Below are 17,942 nucleotides of genomic sequence, written 5' to 3' on the forward strand. Positions count from 1 at the left end.
CGGCGGACGTGGCGCTGACCGCGCGGGTGAGCCAGCGGAGCAGGAGCTCGGGTTCTGTGCTGCCGACGATCCGCTCACGGACCTCGTCACTGACGTAGATGCCGCGCTGCTCCAGGATGATCAGGATGTCCTCGGCCCGGCCCTTGGCCCGGACCTCCTCCGTGTAGTCCCGCATGATCGGCGACTTGAAGAACGACATGTCCACGGCCATCAGGGTCCTCCACTGTTCTGCGGCCGGGCGCTTGCCCAGGCCCTGTGCGGTGAGTTCGGTGAGAACGATCGAGAGGTCTTCGGGGGCCTCACGCAGTGCGCTGGAGAGCGTTTTGAGTATGGCACCGACGTCCGGGTCGGCAGCGTGAGTGATCGCCGCCAGTGTCGCGAAGGCCAGGTCCTTGCCGGCCTCGGCCACGTCCTTGATCACTGGCATGTTGTGCGGGCCTGCCACCAGGGGTTTCAGGGTGAGCGAGGCCCACTGCCGGGGGCCGATGCGGACGGGTCGTGCCGCCCATTCGGCGGTGGCCCGGTCCTGGCAGACCACCAGCAGGACGGGCGGCTGCCGGTACTTCGTGTACAGGTACGAGAGGTAGTAGGCCCAGCTGGCCGGCTTGGAGGGGTCCTTCTTGCCCTGGGCCTCGACGGCGAGGAGGAAGGGCCCCTCCCGCGTGTCGAAGCGCAGGAGCGTGTCGACACGCCGTTCGACGGGCTGGGCCTCGGTGAGGTCCGTCGGCAGGACGGTCACCGCCAGGGGCGGGTCGAACGGGACGCCCAGCAGCTCGGAGACCCGGGAGAAGAGCTCCGGGCACTCCTGGAAGATGCGGTGCATCGCCTCGTGGGGCGAGCTGACCATGGAGGTTCCTGAGGGGTTGCGGCAGTACCGGAACATGCCCACGGCACATGCCTGAGGGTCATTGCGGCGCGACCCTATGCACACGGGAAAGCGTGAAAGTAGGATTCCCGGACGCATTCACCCGCAAGGGTGGAGGAGTGGCGAATACCGGACACTGGGCATCGCGCGCGAGGGGCGGCGCGGGCGCGGCTCGCGGCCGGAGCGGTTTGACCGTGATCCAACGAGGGGTAAGCTCATCGGCTCGATTGGCGCCGGCTGGGTCCCGTGTGGCAGACTGTCCGGGTTGCTCGGTTGAGTGCCGATGCTGCGCGCCTCCCGCCGGGAGGACCGGAAGCGAGTCCCACAGTACTCGTCGCCTCTGATCAGGGGCGGACGTACGGGAATCTTCCGGGAAGTGTCAGCGGGGCGCCTACCAGGCACCCGGTGGGTGTTCCGCCCCCGGCCGGCGGTCCCAGGGCCCGCAACCCCTTGGTTGGGAAATCCTTCGGGAGATCTTCGTAGAGGGAATGCGACACGCCCGACCGCGTGGGTCGGAGACGGAGCGGTACTTCGCAAGAGGTGCAGCCCATCAGGTTCCAGAGCGTTACGAGAGACAGGACTACTGAGTAGCCATGGCGGGACAGAAGATCCGCATCCGGCTCAAGGCCTACGACCACGAGGTCATCGACTCCTCGGCGAAGAAGATCGTCGAGACGGTGACGCGCACTGGTGCGTCGGTCGCGGGCCCGGTGCCGCTGCCCACTGAGAAGAACGTGTACTGCGTCATCAAGTCGCCGCACAAGTACAAGGACTCGCGCGAGCACTTCGAGATGCGCACGCACAAGCGCCTCATCGACATCCTCGACCCCACGCCGAAGACGGTTGACTCGCTCATGCGCCTCGACCTGCCGGCCGGCGTCGACATCGAGATCAAGCTCTGAGGTGACGCGCGAGATGGCTAAGAACATTAAGGGCGTCCTGGGCGAGAAGCTCGGCATGACCCAGGTCTGGGACGAGAACAACCGGGTTGTCCCGGTGACCGTCGTCAAGGCCGGGCCCTGCGTCGTCACCCAGGTCCGCACCAACGACAACGACGGCTACGAGTCGGTCCAGATCGCCTTCGGCGAGATCGACCCGCGCAAGGTGAACAAGCCCCTCAAGGGTCACTTCGCCAAGGCCGACGTCACCCCGCGCCGCCACCTGGTGGAGCTGCGTACCGCTGACGCCAGCGAGTACACGCTCGGCCAGGAGATCACCGCTGCCGTGTTCGAGTCGGGCGTCAAGGTCGACGTCACCGGCAAGAGCAAGGGCAAGGGCTTCGCCGGTGTCATGAAGCGTCACAACTTCAAGGGCCTCGGCGCCGGTCACGGCACGCAGCGCAAGCACCGCTCGCCCGGTTCCATCGGTGGCTGCGCCACCCCGGGCCGTGTGTTCAAGGGCCTCCGCATGGCGGGCCGTATGGGCAACGAGCGGGTCACCACCCAGAACCTGACCGTCCACGCCGTTGACGCGGAGAAGGGTCTGCTGCTCATCAAGGGCGCGGTTCCTGGTCCGAACGGCGGCCTCGTCCTGGTCCGTACCGCGGCCAAGGGGGCCTGAGGTAACCGATGAGCACCATTGACATCCTTTCGCCGGCAGGCGACAAGGCCGGGACCGTCGAGCTCCCCGCGGAGATCTTCGACGCGAAGACCAGCGTTCCGCTGATCCACCAGGTCGTCGTCGCACAGCTGGCCGCTGCCCGTCAGGGCACGCACAAGACCAAGACCCGTGGCGAAGTCCGCGGCGGTGGCAAGAAGCCGTACCGCCAGAAGGGCACCGGCCGCGCCCGTCAGGGTTCGACCCGTGCTCCGCAGTTCGCCGGCGGTGGCGTCGTCCACGGCCCCGTGCCGCGTGACTACTCGCAGCGCACCCCGAAGAAGATGAAGGCCGCCGCCCTGCGCGGTGCCCTCTCGGACCGGGCGCGCCACTCCCGCATCCACGTCGTCACCGGCGTGGTCGAGGGTGAGGTCTCCACCAAGGCCGCGAAGACGCTGTTCGGCAAGATCTCGGAGCGCAAGAACCTGCTCCTGGTCGTCGAGCGCGCCGACGAGGCCGCGTGGCTGTCCGCCCGCAACCTGCCCCAGGTTCACATCCTGGAGCCGGGCCAGCTGAACACGTACGACGTGATCGTCTCTGACGACGTGGTCTTCACCAAGGCCGCCCTCGAGTCCTTCGTGTCTGGCCCCCAGACCGCTGAGACCGAAGGGAGCGACGCCTGATGACTGAGGCCGTCGTCACCAGCAAGACCTTCTCGGACCCGCGCGACATTCTCGTCAAGCCGGTTGTCTCGGAGAAGAGCTACGCCCTGCTGGACGAGAACAAGTACACGTTCATCGTCGCGCCTGGCTCCAACAAGACCCAGATCAAGCAGGCCGTCGAGGCGGTCTTCTCGGTCAAGGTCACCGGGGTGAACACGATCAACCGCCAGGGCAAGCGCAAGCGCACCCGCACCGGTTTCGGCAAGCGCGCCAACACCAAGCGCGCCATCGTGACCCTTGCCGAGGGCGACCGTATCGACATCTTCGGCGGCCCGACCTCCTGACGGAGGTCGTGTCGTCCGGAATCGGACGAGGACTGAGAAATGGGTATCCGCAAGTACAAGCCGACGACCCCGGGCCGTCGTGGCTCCAGCGTCGCCGACTTTGTCGAGATCACGCGGTCCACGCCGGAGAAGTCGCTGGTCCGCCCCCTGCACAGCAAGGGCGGCCGTAACAACACCGGTCGTGTGACCGTCCGTCACCAGGGCGGTGGCCACAAGCGCGCCTACCGTGTGATCGACTTCCGTCGTCACGACAAGGACGGCGTGCCGGCCAAGGTCGCTCACATCGAGTACGACCCGAACCGCACCGCGCGCATCGCGCTGCTCCACTACGTGGACGGCGAGAAGCGCTACATCATCGCCCCGCGCGGCCTCTCGCAGGGCGACCGGGTCGAGAACGGCCCCGGCGCCGACATCAAGCCCGGCAACAACCTGGCCCTCCGCAACATCCCGGTCGGTACCACGATCCACGCGATCGAGCTCCGTCCCGGTGGCGGCGCCAAGTTCGCGCGCTCCGCTGGTGCCTCCGTGCAGCTGCTGGCGAAGGAGGGCACGATGGCCCACCTTCGTATGCCGTCCGGTGAGATCCGTCTCGTCGACGCCCGTTGCCGCGCCACCATCGGCGAGGTCGGCAACGCCGAGCAGTCGAACATCAACTGGGGCAAGGCCGGCCGTAAGCGCTGGCTGGGTGTCCGCCCGACCGTCCGCGGTGTGGCGATGAACCCGGTTGACCACCCGCACGGTGGTGGTGAGGGCAAGACCTCCGGTGGTCGCCACCCGGTCTCCCCGTGGGGTCAGAAGGAGGGTCGTACTCGTTCTCCCAAGAAGGCGAGCAACAAGTACATCGTCCGCCGCCGCAAGACGAACAAGAAGCGCTAGGAGCGGGTTTAGATGCCGCGCAGTCTCAAGAAGGGGCCCTTCGTCGACGACCACCTCGTAAAGAAGGTGGACGCCCAGAACGAAGCCGGCACCAAGAACGTCATCAAGACCTGGTCCCGTCGCTCGATGATCATCCCGGCCATGCTCGGCCACACGATCGCGGTGCACAACGGCAAGACCCACATCCCGGTGTTCGTCACCGAGTCGATGGTCGGCCACAAGCTCGGCGAGTTCTCGCCGACTCGCACCTTCCGCGGCCACGTCAAGGACGACCGGAAGTCGAAGCGCCGCTAACGCGGGGTGGAACGACTATGACTTACACCGAAGGGACAACCATGGAAGCCAGGGCCCAGGCGCGGTACATCCGCGTCACGCCCATGAAGGCCCGCCGCGTGGTGGACCTCATCCGTGGCATGGATGCCACGGAGGCTCAGGCGGTCCTGCGTTTCGCCCCGCAGGCCGCGAGCGTGCCGGTTGGCAAGGTGCTGGACAGCGCCATCGCCAACGCTGCACACAACTACGACCACACCGACGCCTCTTCGCTGGTCATCAGCGAGGCGTACGTGGATGAGGGCCCGACCCTGAAGCGGTTCCGTCCGCGTGCCCAGGGCCGTGCCTACCGGATCCGTAAGCGGACCAGCCACATCACCGTGGTCGTCAGCAGCAAGGAAGGAACCCGGTAATGGGCCAGAAGGTAAACCCGCACGGGTTCCGGCTCGGTATCACCACCGACTTCAAGTCGCGCTGGTACGCCGACAAGCTGTACAAGGACTACGTCAAGGAAGACGTCGCCATCCGTCGGATGATGACGTCCGGCATGGAGCGCGCCGGCATCTCGAAGGTTGAGATCGAGCGCACCCGTGACCGTGTGCGTGTGGACATCCACACCGCGCGTCCCGGCATCGTCATCGGCCGCCGTGGCGCCGAGGCCGACCGCATCCGCGGCGACCTCGAGAAGCTCACGGGCAAGCAGGTCCAGCTGAACATCCTCGAGGTCAAGAACCCCGAGGTCGACGCTCAGCTCGTGGCCCAGGCCGTCGCGGAGCAGCTGTCCTCCCGCGTCTCCTTCCGTCGCGCCATGCGTAAGAGCATGCAGTCGGCGATGAAGGCGGGCGCCAAGGGCATCAAGATCCAGTGTGGTGGCCGTCTCGGCGGCGCCGAGATGTCCCGCTCGGAGTTCTACCGCGAGGGTCGTGTGCCGCTGCACACGCTGCGCGCGAACGTCGAGTACGGCTTCTTCGAGGCCAAGACGACCTTCGGCCGCATCGGCGTGAAGGTCTGGATCTACAAGGGCGACGTCAAGAACATCGCCGAGGTCCGCGCCGAGAACGCCGCCGCCCGCGCCGGCAACCGTCCGGCTCGTGGCGGCGCTGACCGCCCGGCCGGCCGCGGTGGCCGTGGTGGCGAGCGCGGTGGTCGCGGTCGCAAGCCGCAGCAGCAGTCCGCGCCGGCTGCCGAGGCCCCCAAGGCCGACGCTCCCGCCGCCGCTGCCGCTCCGGCTGAGAGCACTGGAACGGAGGCCTGACCGAAATGCTGATCCCCCGTAGGGTCAAGCACCGCAAGCAGCACCACCCCAAGCGCCGCGGTATGGCCAAGGGTGGTACGACGGTTGCGTTCGGCGAGTACGGCATCCAGGCCATGACTCCGGCGTACGTGACCAACCGCCAGATCGAGGCGGCTCGTATCGCGATGACCCGCCACATCAAGCGTGGCGGCAAGGTCTGGATCAACATCTACCCGGACCGCCCGCTCACCAAGAAGCCTGCCGAGACCCGCATGGGTTCCGGTAAGGGTTCCCCGGAGTGGTGGGTCGCGAACGTTCACCCGGGCCGGGTGATGTTCGAGCTGTCCTACCCGAACGAGAAGATTGCTCGTGAGGCGCTCACCCGCGCTGCTCACAAGCTTCCGATGAAGTGCCGCATCGTCCGGCGCGAGGCAGGTGAGGCGTGATGTCGGCCGGAACCAAGGCGTCCGATCTGCGCGAGCTGGGCAACGAGGAGCTTGTTGCCAAGCTCCGCGAGGCCAAGGAAGAGCTGTTCAACCTCCGCTTCCAGGCGGCGACGGGTCAGCTCGAGAACCACGGTCGGCTCAAGTCCGTCCGTAAGGACATCGCCCGGATCTACACCCTGATGCGCGAGCGCGAGCTGGGCATCGAGACGGTGGAGAGCGCCTGATGAGCGAGAGCAACGTGACTGAGAACAAGACCGAGCGCGGTTTCCGCAAGACCCGTGAGGGTCTGGTCGTCAGCGACAAGATGGACAAGACCGTCGTCGTCGCTGTCGAGGACCGTGTGAAGCACGCGCTGTACGGCAAGGTCATCCGCCGTACGAACAAGCTCAAGGCCCACGACGAGCAGAACGCCGCGGGTGTCGGCGACCGTGTCCTCCTCATGGAGACCCGGCCGCTGTCCTCCACGAAGCGCTGGCGCATCGTCGAGATCCTCGAGAAGGCCAAGTAGGTAATTCCCGCGAGGGAATTCCAAAAGACACACTCGAGGGGTTTCCCTCGGGTCAGTTCCGCCAGGCTCGGCGGGGGCTTCACCTCCTAGGAGCGAAGCCCCCGCCGGGAACCGGCAGACAAACAGGAGATAGACGTGATCCAGCAGGAGTCGCGACTGCGTGTCGCCGACAACACTGGTGCCAAGGAGATCCTTTGCATCCGTGTTCTCGGTGGTTCCGGTCGCCGCTACGCGGGCATCGGTGACGTCATCGTCGCCACCGTCAAGGACGCGATCCCCGGTGGCAACGTGAAGAAGGGTGACGTCGTCAAGGCGGTCATCGTTCGCACCGTCAAGGAGCGCCGCCGCCAGGACGGCTCGTACATCCGCTTCGACGAGAACGCCGCTGTCATTCTGAAGAACGACGGCGACCCTCGCGGCACCCGTATCTTCGGCCCGGTCGGCCGTGAGCTGCGCGAGAAGAAGTTCATGAAGATCATCTCGCTCGCGCCGGAGGTGCTGTAAGCATGAAGATCAAGAAGGGCGACCTGGTTCAGGTCATCACCGGTAAGGACAAGGGCAAGCAGGGCAAGGTCATCGCGGCCTTCCCCCGTGAGGACCGCGTCCTGGTCGAGGGTGTCAACCGGGTCAAGAAGCACACCAAGGCCGGCCAGACCGCCCGCGGTTCGCAGACCGGCGGCATCATCACGACCGAGGCCCCGATCCACGTGAGCAACGTTCAGCTCGTCGTGGAGAAGGACGGCAACAAGGTCGTGACCCGCGTCGGTTACCGCTTCGACGACGAGGGCAACAAGATCCGCGTTGCCAAGCGGACGGGTGAGGACATCTGATGGCTACCACCACCACTCCGCGTCTGAAGACGAAGTACCGCGAGGAGATCGCGGGCAAGCTGCGTGAGGAGTTCTCCTACGAGAACGTCATGCAGGTTCCCGGCCTCGTCAAGATCGTGGTCAACATGGGTGTGGGCGACGCCGCCCGCGACTCCAAGCTGATCGAGGGCGCCATCCGCGACCTCACCACGATCACCGGTCAGAAGCCGGCCGTCACCAAGGCCCGCAAGTCCATCGCGCAGTTCAAGCTGCGTGAGGGCCAGCCGATCGGTGCCCACGTCACGCTCCGTGGCGACCGCATGTGGGAGTTCCTGGACCGCACCCTGTCGCTCGCGCTTCCGCGCATCCGCGACTTCCGTGGTCTGTCCCCGAAGCAGTTCGACGGCCGTGGCAACTACACCTTCGGTCTCACGGAGCAGGTCATGTTCCACGAGATCGACCAGGACAAGATCGACCGCGTCCGGGGTATGGACATCACCGTGGTGACCACGGCGACCAACGACGACGAGGGCCGCGCCCTCCTTCGTCACCTCGGCTTCCCGTTCAAGGAGGCGTGAGCCGTGGCGAAGAAGGCTCTCATTGCCAAGGCCGCCCGCAAGCCCAAGTTCGGCGTGCGTGCGTACACGCGCTGCCAGCGTTGCGGTCGTCCCCACTCCGTGTACCGCAAGTTCGGCCTGTGCCGCGTGTGCCTTCGTGAGATGGCTCACCGTGGCGAGCTGCCGGGCGTGACCAAGAGCTCCTGGTAATTCCCTACTTGGGATAACCGGAGTCTCTCGGTAAGCAAAGGGTCGGCGGTGGCCCGCCCCTCCATGGCTTAGGCTAGGAGGGTTGGGCGTCCGCCGCCCTGACCGACTTACTACGCCGTAGGTCCCCGCACCGCACCCGTCCCGCCACTGAGTGGGGAGAGGGATGGCGCATACAGGAAACCCCGGCGAGAGAGGCCGAAGGCCAATTCATGACCATGACTGATCCCATCGCAGACATGCTCACGCGTCTGCGTAACGCGAACTCGGCGTACCACGACTCCGTGACGATGCCGCACAGCAAGATCAAGTCTCACATCGCGGAAATCCTCCAGCAGGAGGGCTTCATCACGGGCTGGAAGGTCGAGGACGCCGAGGTTGGCAAGAACCTCGTCCTCGAGCTGAAGTTCGGTCCGAACCGTGAGCGCTCCATCGCGGGCATCAAGCGGATCTCGAAGCCCGGTCTGCGGGTTTACGCGAAGTCCACCAACCTGCCGAAGGTCCTCGGCGGCCTGGGCGTGGCGATCATCTCCACGTCCCACGGTCTCCTGACCGGCCAGCAGGCCAGCAAGAAGGGCGTGGGTGGGGAAGTCCTCGCCTACGTCTGGTAGTCGGGAACGGAGGAATAGCTAATGTCGCGTATTGGCAAGCTCCCCATCACGGTTCCCGCCGGCGTGGACGTCACCATCGATGGCCGTACGGTCCAGGTGAAGGGCCCCAAGGGCTCCCTCTCCCACACCGTTGCCGCGCCGATCGAGATCGTTAAGGGCGAGGACGGCGTTCTCAACGTCACCCGTCCGAACGACGAGCGTCAGAACAAGGCCCTCCACGGCCTGTCCCGCACGCTGGTGGCCAACATGATCACCGGTGTGACCGCGGGGTACGTGAAGGCGCTCGAGATCAGCGGTGTCGGTTACCGCGTTGCCGCGAAGGGCTCCGGTCTGGAGTTCCAGCTCGGTTACAGCCACCCGATCCTGGTGGAGGCCCCCGAGGGCATCTCCTTCAAGGTCGAGTCGCCGACCAAGTTCTCGGTCGAGGGCATCGACAAGCAGAAGGTCGGCGAGGTCGCCGCGAACATCCGCAAGCTTCGCAAGCCCGACCCCTACAAGGCCAAGGGCGTGAAGTACGCGGGTGAGGTCATCCGCCGCAAGGTCGGAAAGGCTGGTAAGTAAGCCATGGCATACGGCGTGAAGATTGCCAAGGGCAAGGCCTACAAGGGCGCTGCTCTGAAGCGTCGCCACATCCGCATCCGCAAGAAGATCGCGGGCACGACCGAGCGTCCGCGCCTGGTCGTCACGCGGTCCAACCGCGGGATCACGGCTCAGGTCATCGACGACATCGCGGGCCACACGCTCGCGTCGGCGTCCACCCTGGACTCGTCCATCCGCGGCGGCGAAGGCGACAAGTCGGCGAAGGCGAAGCAGGTCGGCCAGCTCGTGGCCGAGCGTGCCAAGGCCGCCGGCGTCGAGGCTGTCGTGTTCGACCGTGGCGGCAACCAGTACGCCGGGCGCATCGCCGCCCTGGCGGACGCCGCCCGCGAAGCCGGCCTGAAGTTCTGAGCCGGTTCCGTAGCTCAGCGGAAAACGAAGAGAGGTAATTCCAATGGCTGGACCCCAGCGCCGCGGAAGCGGTGCCGGTGGCGGCGAGCGGCGGGACCGGAAGGGCCGTGACGGCGGCGCAGCTGCCGCCGAGAAGACCGCTTACGTTGAGCGCGTTGTCGCGATCAACCGTGTCGCCAAGGTTGTGAAGGGTGGTCGTCGCTTCAGCTTCACCGCGCTGGTCGTGGTGGGCGACGGTGACGGCACCGTGGGTGTCGGTTACGGCAAGGCCAAGGAGGTGCCGGCCGCCATCGCCAAGGGTGTTGAGGAGGCCAAGAAGCACTTCTTCAAGGTCCCCCGTATCCAGGGCACCATCCCGCACCCGATCCAGGGTGAGAAGGCCGCGGGCGTCGTCCTGCTCAAGCCGGCTTCCCCCGGTACCGGTGTTATCGCCGGTGGCCCGGTGCGCGCCGTGCTCGAGTGCGCCGGCGTTCACGACATCCTGTCGAAGTCCCTGGGCTCCGACAACGCGATCAACATCGTGCACGCGACCGTGGCGGCCCTCAAGGGTCTGCAGCGTCCCGAGGAGATCGCGGCTCGCCGTGGTCTGCCCCTCGAGGACGTCGCCCCCGCGGCTCTGCTTCGTGCGCGTGCCGGGGCTGGTGCGTAATGGCGCAGCTCAAGATCACGCAGACGAAGTCGTACATCGGCAGCAAGCAGAACCACCGCGACACCCTGCGCTCCCTTGGTCTCAAGGGCATCAACACGCAGGTCGTCAAGGAGGACCGCCCCGAGTTCCGCGGCATGGTGCACACCGTCCGCCACCTCGTGACGGTTGAGGAGGTTGACTGACATGGCGGAGAACAACCCGCTGAAGGCCCACAACCTCCGGCCCGCCCCGGGCGCCAAGACCGCCAAGACCCGTGTGGGTCGTGGTGAGGCGTCCAAGGGTAAGACCGCTGGTCGTGGTACCAAGGGCACCAAGGCCCGCTACCAGGTTCCGGAGCGCTTCGAGGGTGGGCAGATGCCCCTCCACATGCGTCTCCCGAAGCTCAAGGGCTTCAAGAACCCGTTCCGCACCGAGTACCAGGTCGTGAACCTGGACAAGCTCGCCTCGCTCTACCCCGAGGGTGGAGAGGTCACGGTGACCGACCTGGTCGCCAAGGGCGCGGTCCGCAAGAACAGCCTCGTCAAGGTCCTGGGCCAGGGCGAGATCTCCGTGGCGCTGCAGGTTTCGGTTGACGCCGTCTCCGGCTCCGCCAAGGAGAAGATCGCCGCCGCCGGCGGCACCGTCACCGAGCTCGTCTGAGACGACTCGATGGCTTGAACATCCGACCGGGGATGCCTCTCAAAAGGGGCATCCCCGGTTGGTCGTTCCTAGGGGGGCATGGTCGCCGGTAAGGTGGCGTGCACTGTGTTAACTTCCGCGCGGTCTGCCCGCTGGGCTGCCCACGCGGTTTTTGCCTGACCCTGACTGATCCGTATTCGTCGATCCTCAAGACCGTCACCTCTGACGCTTAGCGCGGGGGTCGCAGGAGGCACCGTGCTCACCGCGTTCGCCCGGGCGTTCAAGACGCCCGACCTGCGCAAGAAGCTGCTCTTCACGCTCAGCATCATCGTGCTGTACCGGCTCGGGGCGCACATCCCCGTGCCCGGCGTCAGCTACGAGGCCGTGCAGATGTGTGTGGACCAGGCTCAGCAGGGCAACAACAGCCTGTTCGGCCTCGTGAACATGTTCAGCGGCGGGGCGCTGCTGCAGATCACGATCTTCGCGCTCGGCATCATGCCGTACATCACGGCGAGCATCATCCTTCAGCTGCTGACCGTGGTCATTCCACGGCTGGAAGCCCTGAAGAAGGAGGGGCAGTCCGGCCAGGCGAAGATCACGCAGTACACGCGCTACCTCACGGTCGCCCTGGCGATCCTCCAGGGAACCGGTCTCGTCGCCACCGCTCGCACCGGCGCGCTCTTCAGCGGCTGCTCGGTCGCCAACGACGTGGTGCCGGACCAGTCGATCTTCATCACCGCCACCATGGTCATCACGATGACCGCCGGTACGGCCGTCGTCATGTGGCTCGGTGAGCTCATCACGGACCGCGGCATCGGCAACGGCATGTCGATCCTGATGTTCATCTCGATCGCGGCCGGCTTCCCGGGCGCCCTGTGGGCCATCAAGGAGAGCGGCAAGCTCGCCAAGGGCTGGATCGAGTTCGGCACCGTCATCCTCATCGGCTTCGTGATGGTGGCCCTCGTCGTCTTCGTCGAGCAGGCCCAGCGCCGTATCCCGGTGCAGTACGCGAAGCGCATGATCGGCCGCAGGTCCTACGGCGGTACGTCCACGTACATCCCGCTCAAGGTGAACCAGGCGGGTGTGATTCCCGTCATCTTCGCCTCGTCGCTGCTCTACATCCCGGCGCTGATCGCCCAGTTCTCCAGCTCCACCGCAGGGTGGAAGACCTGGATCGAAGCCCACTTCGTCAAGGGTGACCACCCCTACTACATCGCCACGTACTTCCTTCTGATCGTGTTCTTCGCCTTCTTCTATGTGGCGATCTCGTTCAACCCCGAGGAAGTCGCGGACAACATGAAGAAGTATGGTGGCTTCATCCCGGGTATCCGGGCTGGTCGACCTACTGCCGAGTATCTGAGCTACGTGCTCAACCGAATCACTTGGCCGGGCTCGCTGTATCTGGGTCTGATCGCTCTCGTGCCGACGATGGCGTTGGCGGGCTTCGGCGGGGCCAATGCCAACTTCCCGTTCGGCGGGACGAGCATCCTCATCATCGTGGGTGTGGGGCTGGAGACCGTGAAGCAGATCGAGAGCCAGCTCCAGCAGCGCAATTACGAAGGGTTCCTCCGCTGATGCGAATCGTCCTCGTCGGACCGCCCGGTGCGGGCAAGGGTACGCAGGCCGCGTTCCTTGCCAAGAACCTGTCGATTCCGCACATCTCCACGGGTGATCTGTTCCGTGCCAACATCAGTCAGGGCACGGAGCTGGGCAAGCAGGCCAAGGCGTTCATGGACGCCGGCAACCTGGTGCCCGACGAGGTGACCATCGGGATGGCCAAGGACCGCATGGAACAGCCGGACGCCGAGAACGGCTTCCTGCTGGACGGCTTCCCGCGCAACGTCGCCCAGGCGGAGGCGCTCGACGCCATGCTGGAGCGCGAGGGCATGAAGCTGGACGCGGTCCTGGACCTGGAGGTCCCGGAGGACGAGGTCGTGAAGCGGATCGCCGGCCGGCGTACCTGCCGCAACGACAGCGCGCACACCTTCCACGTCGAGTACAAGAAGCCGAAGGCCGAGGGCGTCTGCGACTCCTGCGGCGGCGAGCTGTACCAGCGCGACGACGACTCCGAGGAGACCGTCCGCAAGCGGCTGGAGGTCTACCACACGCAGACCGAGCCGATCATCGACTACTACAAGTCGCAGGGGCTCGTCGTCACCATTCCCGCGCTCGGCAAGGTCGAGGACGTGACCGAGCGCGCGATGGGGGCTCTGCGCGGCAAGTAGTCCGCCCGGCGTCTCCCGCACGTCTTCCACTCAGGCCGCGGCACCCCATGGGGGTGCCGCGGCCTGAGTCTTCGCCCGGGGCGTGACCGGCCGGTGACGGCCGTATCGTGGTGGGGTCACCCCGTACTTTTCCGAAAGGCGTCAGCCGTCATGGTGCAGATCAAGACTCCCGAGCAGATCGCGAAGATGCGCGAGGCGGGCCTGGTCGTCGCCGCCATCCACGCGGCGACCCGCGAGGCGGCGGTCCCGGGCGCCACCACGAAGGACCTGGACGAGGTCGCCCGCAAGGTGATCGCCGATCACGGGGCGAAGTCGAACTTCCTGGGCTACGGCGGGTTCCCCGCGACGATCTGCACCTCCGTGAACGAGGTCGTCGTCCACGGCATCCCGAGCGAGGACGTCGTCCTGAAGGACGGCGACATCATCTCCATCGACTGCGGTGCGATCGTGGACGGGTGGCACGGCGACGCGGCGTACACCGCCTTCGTGGGAACCGGTCACGCACCGGAGCTGCTGGAGCTCTCCCGGGTGACCGAGGAGTCGATGTGGGCCGGCATCGCCGCGATGCGCAACGGCAACCGTCTGGTGGACATCTCCCGGGCGATCGAGACGTACATCCGCCGCCAGCCGCGTCCCTCCACCGGCAAGTACGGGATCATCGAGGAGTACGGCGGCCACGGCATCGGCACCGAGATGCACATGGACCCGCACCTGCTGAACTACGTCACGCGCAAGCGGGGCAAGGGCCCCAAGCTGGTGCCCGGCTTCTGCCTGGCGATCGAGCCCATGGTGTCCCTCGGCACGGCCCGCACGGAGGTCCTGGCGGACGAGTGGACCGTCATCACCACGGACGGCACCTGGTCCTCCCACTGGGAGCACTCGGTCGCGCTGACCGAGGAGGGCCCGCTGGTGCTGACCGCCCCCGACGGCGGGCGCGCCAAGCTCGCCGAGCTGGGTGTCACGGCGGCGCCGGACCCGCTGGGCTGAGCCCGCGGGGCCAGGGCCGAGTAAAGATCTCCCCGGGTGGGCACACTTCCCCGATTCGTCTTTTCGAATGGCCTGACGTAGACTGATGCGTCGGCTCTCGTGTACCCGTGTGTCCGCATACGGAGGCGAGAGTCGATCAAGGTAGCCGATTCGAAAGGCGAAGCGTGGCCAAGAAGCAAGGTGCCATCGAAATCGAGGGCACCGTGATCGAGTCCCTGCCGAACGCCATGTTCAAGGTAGAGCTCCAGAACGGTCACAAGGTCCTCGCGCACATCAGCGGCAAGATGCGGATGCACTACATCCGTATTCTTCCGGATGACCGGGTCGTGGTGGAGCTCTCTCCGTACGACCTGACGCGTGGCCGGATCGTCTACCGGTACAAGTAGATCTTGCCCGCACCCCGCTCGCGCGTGGGTGGTGGCACTGACCCGGAGAACCTCACATCCCATGAAGGTCAAGCCGAGCGTCAAGAAGATCTGCGACAAGTGCAAGGTGATCCGCCGTCACGGCCGGGTCATGGTCATCTGCGACAACCTGCGCCACAAGCAGCGCCAGGGCTGACGCACGCCGACCTGCACCTCGCAGTTCTTCGCGCGACGTAAGTAATTCGTACATACGCAGGGCCCGTCCAAGCCACGGCTGACGACACCTCCGGCGGGGGCCGGGGACCCGGACGTACCACCTCTCCGAGCAGGCGAGGTCGGCGGCCGGGAGTGGCACTGCGGAAGACCCCCGAACACACAGGAGCCATTGAATGGCACGCGTTTCCGGTGTTGACATCCCGCGCGACAAGCGTGTGGAGGTCGCACTCACCTACGTCTTCGGTATCGGCCGTACCCAGTCGAAGGCGACTCTCGCCGCGACTGGTGTGAACCCGAACACCCGCGTTCGTGACCTGGCCGAAGAGGACCTGGTCAAGATCCGCGAGTACGTGGACGCCAACCTCAAGACCGAGGGTGACCTCCGCCGCGAGATCCAGGCCGACATCCGCCGCAAGGTCGAGATCGGCTGCTACCAGGGTCTGCGTCACCGCCGCGGTCTGCCGGTCCACGGCCAGCGCACCAGCACGAACGCTCGTACCCGCAAGGGCCCGCGTCGCGCGATCGCCGGTAAGAAGAAGCCGGGCAAGAAGTAGTCCTCAGCGGACACTGCGGAGGCCCGGGGGGGATCCCCGGGCGCCGCGTACAAGCGGTCTTCGCTGTAGGACCGACCACCTCCCGTAGGAGTTAAGACATGCCCCCCAAGGGACGTCAGGGCGCTGCCAAGAAGGTGCGCCGCAAGGAAAAGAAGAACGTCGCTCACGGCCACGCGCACATCAAGAGCACGTTCAACAACACGATCGTCTCGATCACGGACCCGTCCGGCAACGTGATCTCCTGGGCCTCCGCCGGCCACGTCGGCTTCAAGGGCTCGCGCAAGTCCACCCCCTTCGCCGCGCAGATGGCCGCCGAGTCGGCCGCCCGCCGCGCGCAGGAGCACGGCATGCGCAAGGTCGACGTCTTCGTCAAGGGTCCCGGCTCCGGCCGTGAGACCGCGATCCGCTCCCTCCAGGCCACCGGCCTCGAGGTCGGCTCGATCCAGGACGTCACCCCCACGCCGCACAACGGCTGCCGTCCCCCCAAGCGTCGCCGCGTCTGATCCGGGGCGGCGCCCATTCCCGCCTTCGCGGGGATGATCCGCGTCGCCGCGTCTGACGCACAAGCTGCTTGATCGCTTGTACGGGACCGGGCGGTACGGCCCTTCGGGGGCGTGCCGCCCGTACCCTTGCAGTACCAGCAGTACCTCAGGACATCAAATAGTGGGTGTCCATGACTGAAGGATTCACACCATGCTGATCGCTCAGCGTCCCTCGCTGACCGAAGAGGTCGTCGACGAGTACCGCTCGCGGTTCGTCATCGAGCCGCTGGAGCCGGGCTTCGGCTACACGCTCGGCAACTCCCTGCGCCGTACGCTCCTCTCCTCGATCCCGGGTGCGGCGGTCACGTCCATCCGCATCGACGGTGTCCTGCACGAGTTCACCACCGTGCCGGGCGTCAAGGAGGACGTCACCGACCTCATCCTCAACATCAAGCAGCTGGTCGTCTCCTCGGAGCACGACGAGCCGGTCGTGATGTACCTGCGCAAGCAGGGTCCCGGCCTGGTCACCGCTGCGGACATCGCCCCGCCGGCCGGTGTCGAGGTGCACAACCCCGACCTGGTGCTCGCCACGCTCAACGGCAAGGGCAAGCTGGAGATGGAGCTGACCGTCGAGCGCGGTCGCGGCTACGTCTCCGCCGTGCAGAACAAGCAGGTGGGCCAGGAGATCGGCCGTATCCCGGTCGACTCCATCTACTCGCCGGTGCTCAAGGTCACGTACAAGGTCGAGGCGACCCGTGTCGAGCAGCGCACCGACTTCGACAAGCTGATCGTCGACGTCGAGACCAAGCAGGCCATGCGCCCGCGTGACGCCATGGCGTCCGCCGGCAAGACCCTGGTCGAGCTGTTCGGTCTGGCGCGCGAGCTCAACATCGACGCCGAGGGCATCGACATGGGCCCGTCCCCGACGGACGCCGCCCTCGCCGCGGACCTGGCGCTGCCGATCGAGGAGCTCGAGCTCACCGTTCGTTCCTACAACTGCCTCAAGCGTGAGGGCATCCACTCCGTGGGTGAGCTCGTGGCGCGCTCCGAGGCCGACCTGCTCGACATCCGCAACTTCGGTGCGAAGTCGATCGACGAGGTCAAGGCGAAGCTGGCCGGCATGGGCCTGGCCCTGAAGGACAGCCCGCCCGGATTCGACCCGACCGCTGCCGCCGACGCCTTCGGCGCCGACGACGACGCGGACGCGGGCTTCGTGGAGACCGAGCAGTACTGAGCAGTAACCGGGTCCTCCCGACGGGGCGCGCAGGCGCCCCCGCCGGGAGGACCCGTGACCGATACCTCCCGGCACCGCCGGGGCGCGCGAGGGGCGACGTCTCTCGCACAGGCTGACACCGGTACCTGACACGGCCGGTGCAGATCACAAGGAGAAACACCATGCCGAAGCCCGCCAAGGGTGCCCGTCTGGGCGGCAGCGCCGCGCACGAGAAGCTGCTTCTCGCGAACCTCGCGAAGTCGCTGTTCGAGCACGGCCGCATCACCACCACCGAGGCCAAGGCCCGCCGCCTGCGTCCGGTCGCCGAGCGCCTGATCACCAAGGCGAAGAAGGGCGACATCCACAACCGTCGCCTGGTGCTGCAGACGATCACCGACAAGGGCATCGTCCACACCCTCTTCACCGAGATCGCTCCGCGTTACTCCGAGCGCCCGGGTGGCTACACCCGCATCACGAAGATCGGCAACCGTCGTGGCGACAACGCCCCGATGGCGGTCATCGAGCTGGTCGAGGGTGAGATCGCCAAGAAGGCGACCGTCGCCGAGGCCGAGGCCGCTGCCAAGCGCGCGGTGAAGGAAGCGGACGCCAAGGACGCTGCCAAGGCCGACGAGGCCGAGGTCGCCGAGGACGCCAAGCCGGCCGACGAGGCCAAGGACGCCTGAGCGTTCTGAACGGCTTACGGGCCCGCCCCCTCACGGGGGTGGGCCCGTTCCGCGTTGTACTGCATCGAGAGGATCTG

31 protein-coding genes are annotated in these 17,942 nt (G+C 66.4%); 30 read left to right on the top strand and 1 reads right to left on the bottom strand.

All coding sequences use genetic code 11. The features are described 5' to 3' along the window. Positions 1-847: hypothetical protein (locus PUR26_RS26690; protein ID WP_329875921.1), on the bottom strand; the 847-nt coding region annotated here is incomplete at its 3' end. A 611-nt stretch (positions 848-1,458) separates the two neighbouring features. Here PUR26_RS26690 and rpsJ point away from each other — a divergent pair. From rpsJ to rplQ, 30 genes are all read left to right on the top strand, one after another. Continuing rightward, complete coding sequence (gene rpsJ / locus PUR26_RS26695; RefSeq protein WP_003948644.1) at positions 1,459-1,767, top strand: 30S ribosomal protein S10; 309 nt, start codon at positions 1,459-1,461, stop codon at positions 1,765-1,767. A 13-nt stretch (positions 1,768-1,780) separates the two neighbouring features. Further along, the gene (gene rplC / locus PUR26_RS26700; protein WP_329875924.1) at positions 1,781-2,425 is read left to right on the top strand and encodes a 50S ribosomal protein L3; all 645 of its coding nucleotides are present in this window, start codon (positions 1,781-1,783) and stop codon (positions 2,423-2,425) included. 8 nt (positions 2,426-2,433) lie between these two features. After that, positions 2,434-3,084, top strand: coding sequence for a 50S ribosomal protein L4 (gene rplD / locus PUR26_RS26705; protein ID WP_329875926.1), 651 nt, complete (start codon positions 2,434-2,436; stop codon positions 3,082-3,084). Then, positions 3,084-3,407 (top strand): 50S ribosomal protein L23, encoded by a 324-nt coding sequence (gene rplW, locus PUR26_RS26710; protein WP_329875928.1) that lies wholly within the window; start codon positions 3,084-3,086, stop codon positions 3,405-3,407. The genes rplD and rplW overlap by 1 nt, the downstream gene beginning before the upstream one ends. A 39-nt stretch (positions 3,408-3,446) precedes the next feature. After that, positions 3,447-4,283 (top strand): 50S ribosomal protein L2, encoded by an 837-nt coding sequence (gene rplB, locus PUR26_RS26715; protein ID WP_329875930.1) that lies wholly within the window; start codon positions 3,447-3,449, stop codon positions 4,281-4,283. Positions 4,284-4,295: 12 nt separating this feature from the next. Then, positions 4,296-4,577, top strand: coding sequence for a 30S ribosomal protein S19 (gene rpsS / locus PUR26_RS26720; protein WP_019888752.1), 282 nt, complete (start codon positions 4,296-4,298; stop codon positions 4,575-4,577). A 41-nt stretch (positions 4,578-4,618) separates the two neighbouring features. After that, positions 4,619-4,966 (top strand): 50S ribosomal protein L22, encoded by a 348-nt coding sequence (gene rplV, locus PUR26_RS26725; protein WP_004571827.1) that lies wholly within the window; start codon positions 4,619-4,621, stop codon positions 4,964-4,966. After that, a complete protein-coding gene (gene rpsC / locus PUR26_RS26730) occupies positions 4,966-5,808 on the top strand; it encodes a 30S ribosomal protein S3 (RefSeq protein WP_329875932.1) in 843 nt (280 codons plus the stop codon). Before rplV ends, rpsC begins: the two co-directional genes overlap by 1 nt. Positions 5,809-5,813: 5 nt before the next feature. Beyond that, positions 5,814-6,233 carry a 50S ribosomal protein L16 gene (gene rplP, locus PUR26_RS26735; RefSeq protein WP_329875934.1) on the top strand — a complete coding sequence of 140 codons (420 nt, stop codon included), beginning with the start codon at positions 5,814-5,816 and terminating at the stop codon, positions 6,231-6,233. Next, positions 6,233-6,457: a 50S ribosomal protein L29 gene (gene rpmC / locus PUR26_RS26740; RefSeq protein ID WP_329875936.1), complete on the top strand. Its 225-nt coding sequence runs from the start codon at positions 6,233-6,235 to the stop codon at positions 6,455-6,457. The genes rplP and rpmC overlap by 1 nt, the downstream gene beginning before the upstream one ends. Continuing rightward, entirely contained in the window at positions 6,457-6,741 is a 285-nt protein-coding gene (gene rpsQ / locus PUR26_RS26745) for a 30S ribosomal protein S17 (RefSeq protein WP_329875938.1), read from the top strand. Before rpmC ends, rpsQ begins: the two co-directional genes overlap by 1 nt. Positions 6,742-6,876: 135 nt before the next feature. Next, positions 6,877-7,245 carry a 50S ribosomal protein L14 gene (gene rplN, locus PUR26_RS26750; RefSeq protein ID WP_003956455.1) on the top strand — a complete coding sequence of 123 codons (369 nt, stop codon included), beginning with the start codon at positions 6,877-6,879 and terminating at the stop codon, positions 7,243-7,245. Between the two features lie 2 nt (positions 7,246-7,247). Then, a complete protein-coding gene (gene rplX / locus PUR26_RS26755) occupies positions 7,248-7,571 on the top strand; it encodes a 50S ribosomal protein L24 (protein WP_329875940.1) in 324 nt (107 codons plus the stop codon). Then, positions 7,571-8,128: a 50S ribosomal protein L5 gene (gene rplE, locus PUR26_RS26760; RefSeq protein ID WP_019888759.1), complete on the top strand. Its 558-nt coding sequence runs from the start codon at positions 7,571-7,573 to the stop codon at positions 8,126-8,128. The genes rplX and rplE overlap by 1 nt, the downstream gene beginning before the upstream one ends. Before the next feature lie 3 nt (positions 8,129-8,131). Then, a complete protein-coding gene (locus tag PUR26_RS26765) occupies positions 8,132-8,317 on the top strand; it encodes a type Z 30S ribosomal protein S14 (protein WP_003956452.1) in 186 nt (61 codons plus the stop codon). Positions 8,318-8,526: 209 nt separating this feature from the next. Next, complete coding sequence (gene rpsH, locus PUR26_RS26770; protein WP_329875973.1) at positions 8,527-8,925, top strand: 30S ribosomal protein S8; 399 nt, start codon at positions 8,527-8,529, stop codon at positions 8,923-8,925. A 21-nt stretch (positions 8,926-8,946) separates the two neighbouring features. Then, a complete protein-coding gene (gene rplF / locus PUR26_RS26775) occupies positions 8,947-9,486 on the top strand; it encodes a 50S ribosomal protein L6 (protein ID WP_329875975.1) in 540 nt (179 codons plus the stop codon). A 3-nt stretch (positions 9,487-9,489) separates the two neighbouring features. Next, the gene (rplR, locus tag PUR26_RS26780; RefSeq protein WP_329875977.1) at positions 9,490-9,873 is read left to right on the top strand and encodes a 50S ribosomal protein L18; all 384 of its coding nucleotides are present in this window, start codon (positions 9,490-9,492) and stop codon (positions 9,871-9,873) included. Positions 9,874-9,916: 43 nt separating this feature from the next. Further along, positions 9,917-10,522 (top strand): 30S ribosomal protein S5, encoded by a 606-nt coding sequence (gene rpsE / locus PUR26_RS26785; RefSeq protein ID WP_005313527.1) that lies wholly within the window; start codon positions 9,917-9,919, stop codon positions 10,520-10,522. Next, complete coding sequence (gene rpmD, locus PUR26_RS26790) at positions 10,522-10,704, top strand: 50S ribosomal protein L30 (RefSeq protein WP_005481207.1); 183 nt, start codon at positions 10,522-10,524, stop codon at positions 10,702-10,704. Before rpsE ends, rpmD begins: the two co-directional genes overlap by 1 nt. 1 nt (position 10,705) lies before the next feature. Beyond that, positions 10,706-11,161 carry a 50S ribosomal protein L15 gene (gene rplO / locus PUR26_RS26795; RefSeq protein ID WP_329875980.1) on the top strand — a complete coding sequence of 152 codons (456 nt, stop codon included), beginning with the start codon at positions 10,706-10,708 and terminating at the stop codon, positions 11,159-11,161. Positions 11,162-11,395: 234 nt separating this feature from the next. Continuing rightward, positions 11,396-12,715 (top strand): preprotein translocase subunit SecY, encoded by a 1,320-nt coding sequence (secY, locus tag PUR26_RS26800; protein ID WP_329875982.1) that lies wholly within the window; start codon positions 11,396-11,398, stop codon positions 12,713-12,715. Next, positions 12,715-13,365 carry an adenylate kinase gene (locus PUR26_RS26805; RefSeq protein ID WP_329875984.1) on the top strand — a complete coding sequence of 217 codons (651 nt, stop codon included), beginning with the start codon at positions 12,715-12,717 and terminating at the stop codon, positions 13,363-13,365. Before secY ends, PUR26_RS26805 begins: the two co-directional genes overlap by 1 nt. Before the next feature lie 150 nt (positions 13,366-13,515). Continuing rightward, positions 13,516-14,352: a type I methionyl aminopeptidase gene (gene map, locus PUR26_RS26810; protein ID WP_329875986.1), complete on the top strand. Its 837-nt coding sequence runs from the start codon at positions 13,516-13,518 to the stop codon at positions 14,350-14,352. 164 nt (positions 14,353-14,516) lie between these two features. Beyond that, entirely contained in the window at positions 14,517-14,738 is a 222-nt protein-coding gene (gene infA / locus PUR26_RS26815; RefSeq protein ID WP_003956442.1) for a translation initiation factor IF-1, read from the top strand. A 61-nt stretch (positions 14,739-14,799) separates the two neighbouring features. Beyond that, positions 14,800-14,913 carry a 50S ribosomal protein L36 gene (gene rpmJ / locus PUR26_RS26820; protein WP_003956441.1) on the top strand — a complete coding sequence of 38 codons (114 nt, stop codon included), beginning with the start codon at positions 14,800-14,802 and terminating at the stop codon, positions 14,911-14,913. A gap of 193 nt (positions 14,914-15,106) precedes the next feature. Next, the gene (rpsM, locus tag PUR26_RS26825; protein ID WP_004946638.1) at positions 15,107-15,487 is read left to right on the top strand and encodes a 30S ribosomal protein S13; all 381 of its coding nucleotides are present in this window, start codon (positions 15,107-15,109) and stop codon (positions 15,485-15,487) included. A 98-nt stretch (positions 15,488-15,585) separates the two neighbouring features. After that, the gene (gene rpsK / locus PUR26_RS26830; RefSeq protein ID WP_003956432.1) at positions 15,586-15,990 is read left to right on the top strand and encodes a 30S ribosomal protein S11; all 405 of its coding nucleotides are present in this window, start codon (positions 15,586-15,588) and stop codon (positions 15,988-15,990) included. A gap of 190 nt (positions 15,991-16,180) precedes the next feature. Further along, positions 16,181-17,203, top strand: coding sequence for a DNA-directed RNA polymerase subunit alpha (locus PUR26_RS26835; protein WP_003956430.1), 1,023 nt, complete (start codon positions 16,181-16,183; stop codon positions 17,201-17,203). A 161-nt stretch (positions 17,204-17,364) separates the two neighbouring features. After that, positions 17,365-17,865: a 50S ribosomal protein L17 gene (rplQ, locus tag PUR26_RS26840; protein WP_329875990.1), complete on the top strand. Its 501-nt coding sequence runs from the start codon at positions 17,365-17,367 to the stop codon at positions 17,863-17,865. The last annotated feature ends 77 nt before the right edge of the window (positions 17,866-17,942 follow it).

It is taken from the genome of Streptomyces sp. SP18CS02 (assembly GCF_036322365.1).
Classification (GTDB): domain Bacteria; phylum Actinomycetota; class Actinomycetes; order Streptomycetales; family Streptomycetaceae; genus Streptomyces.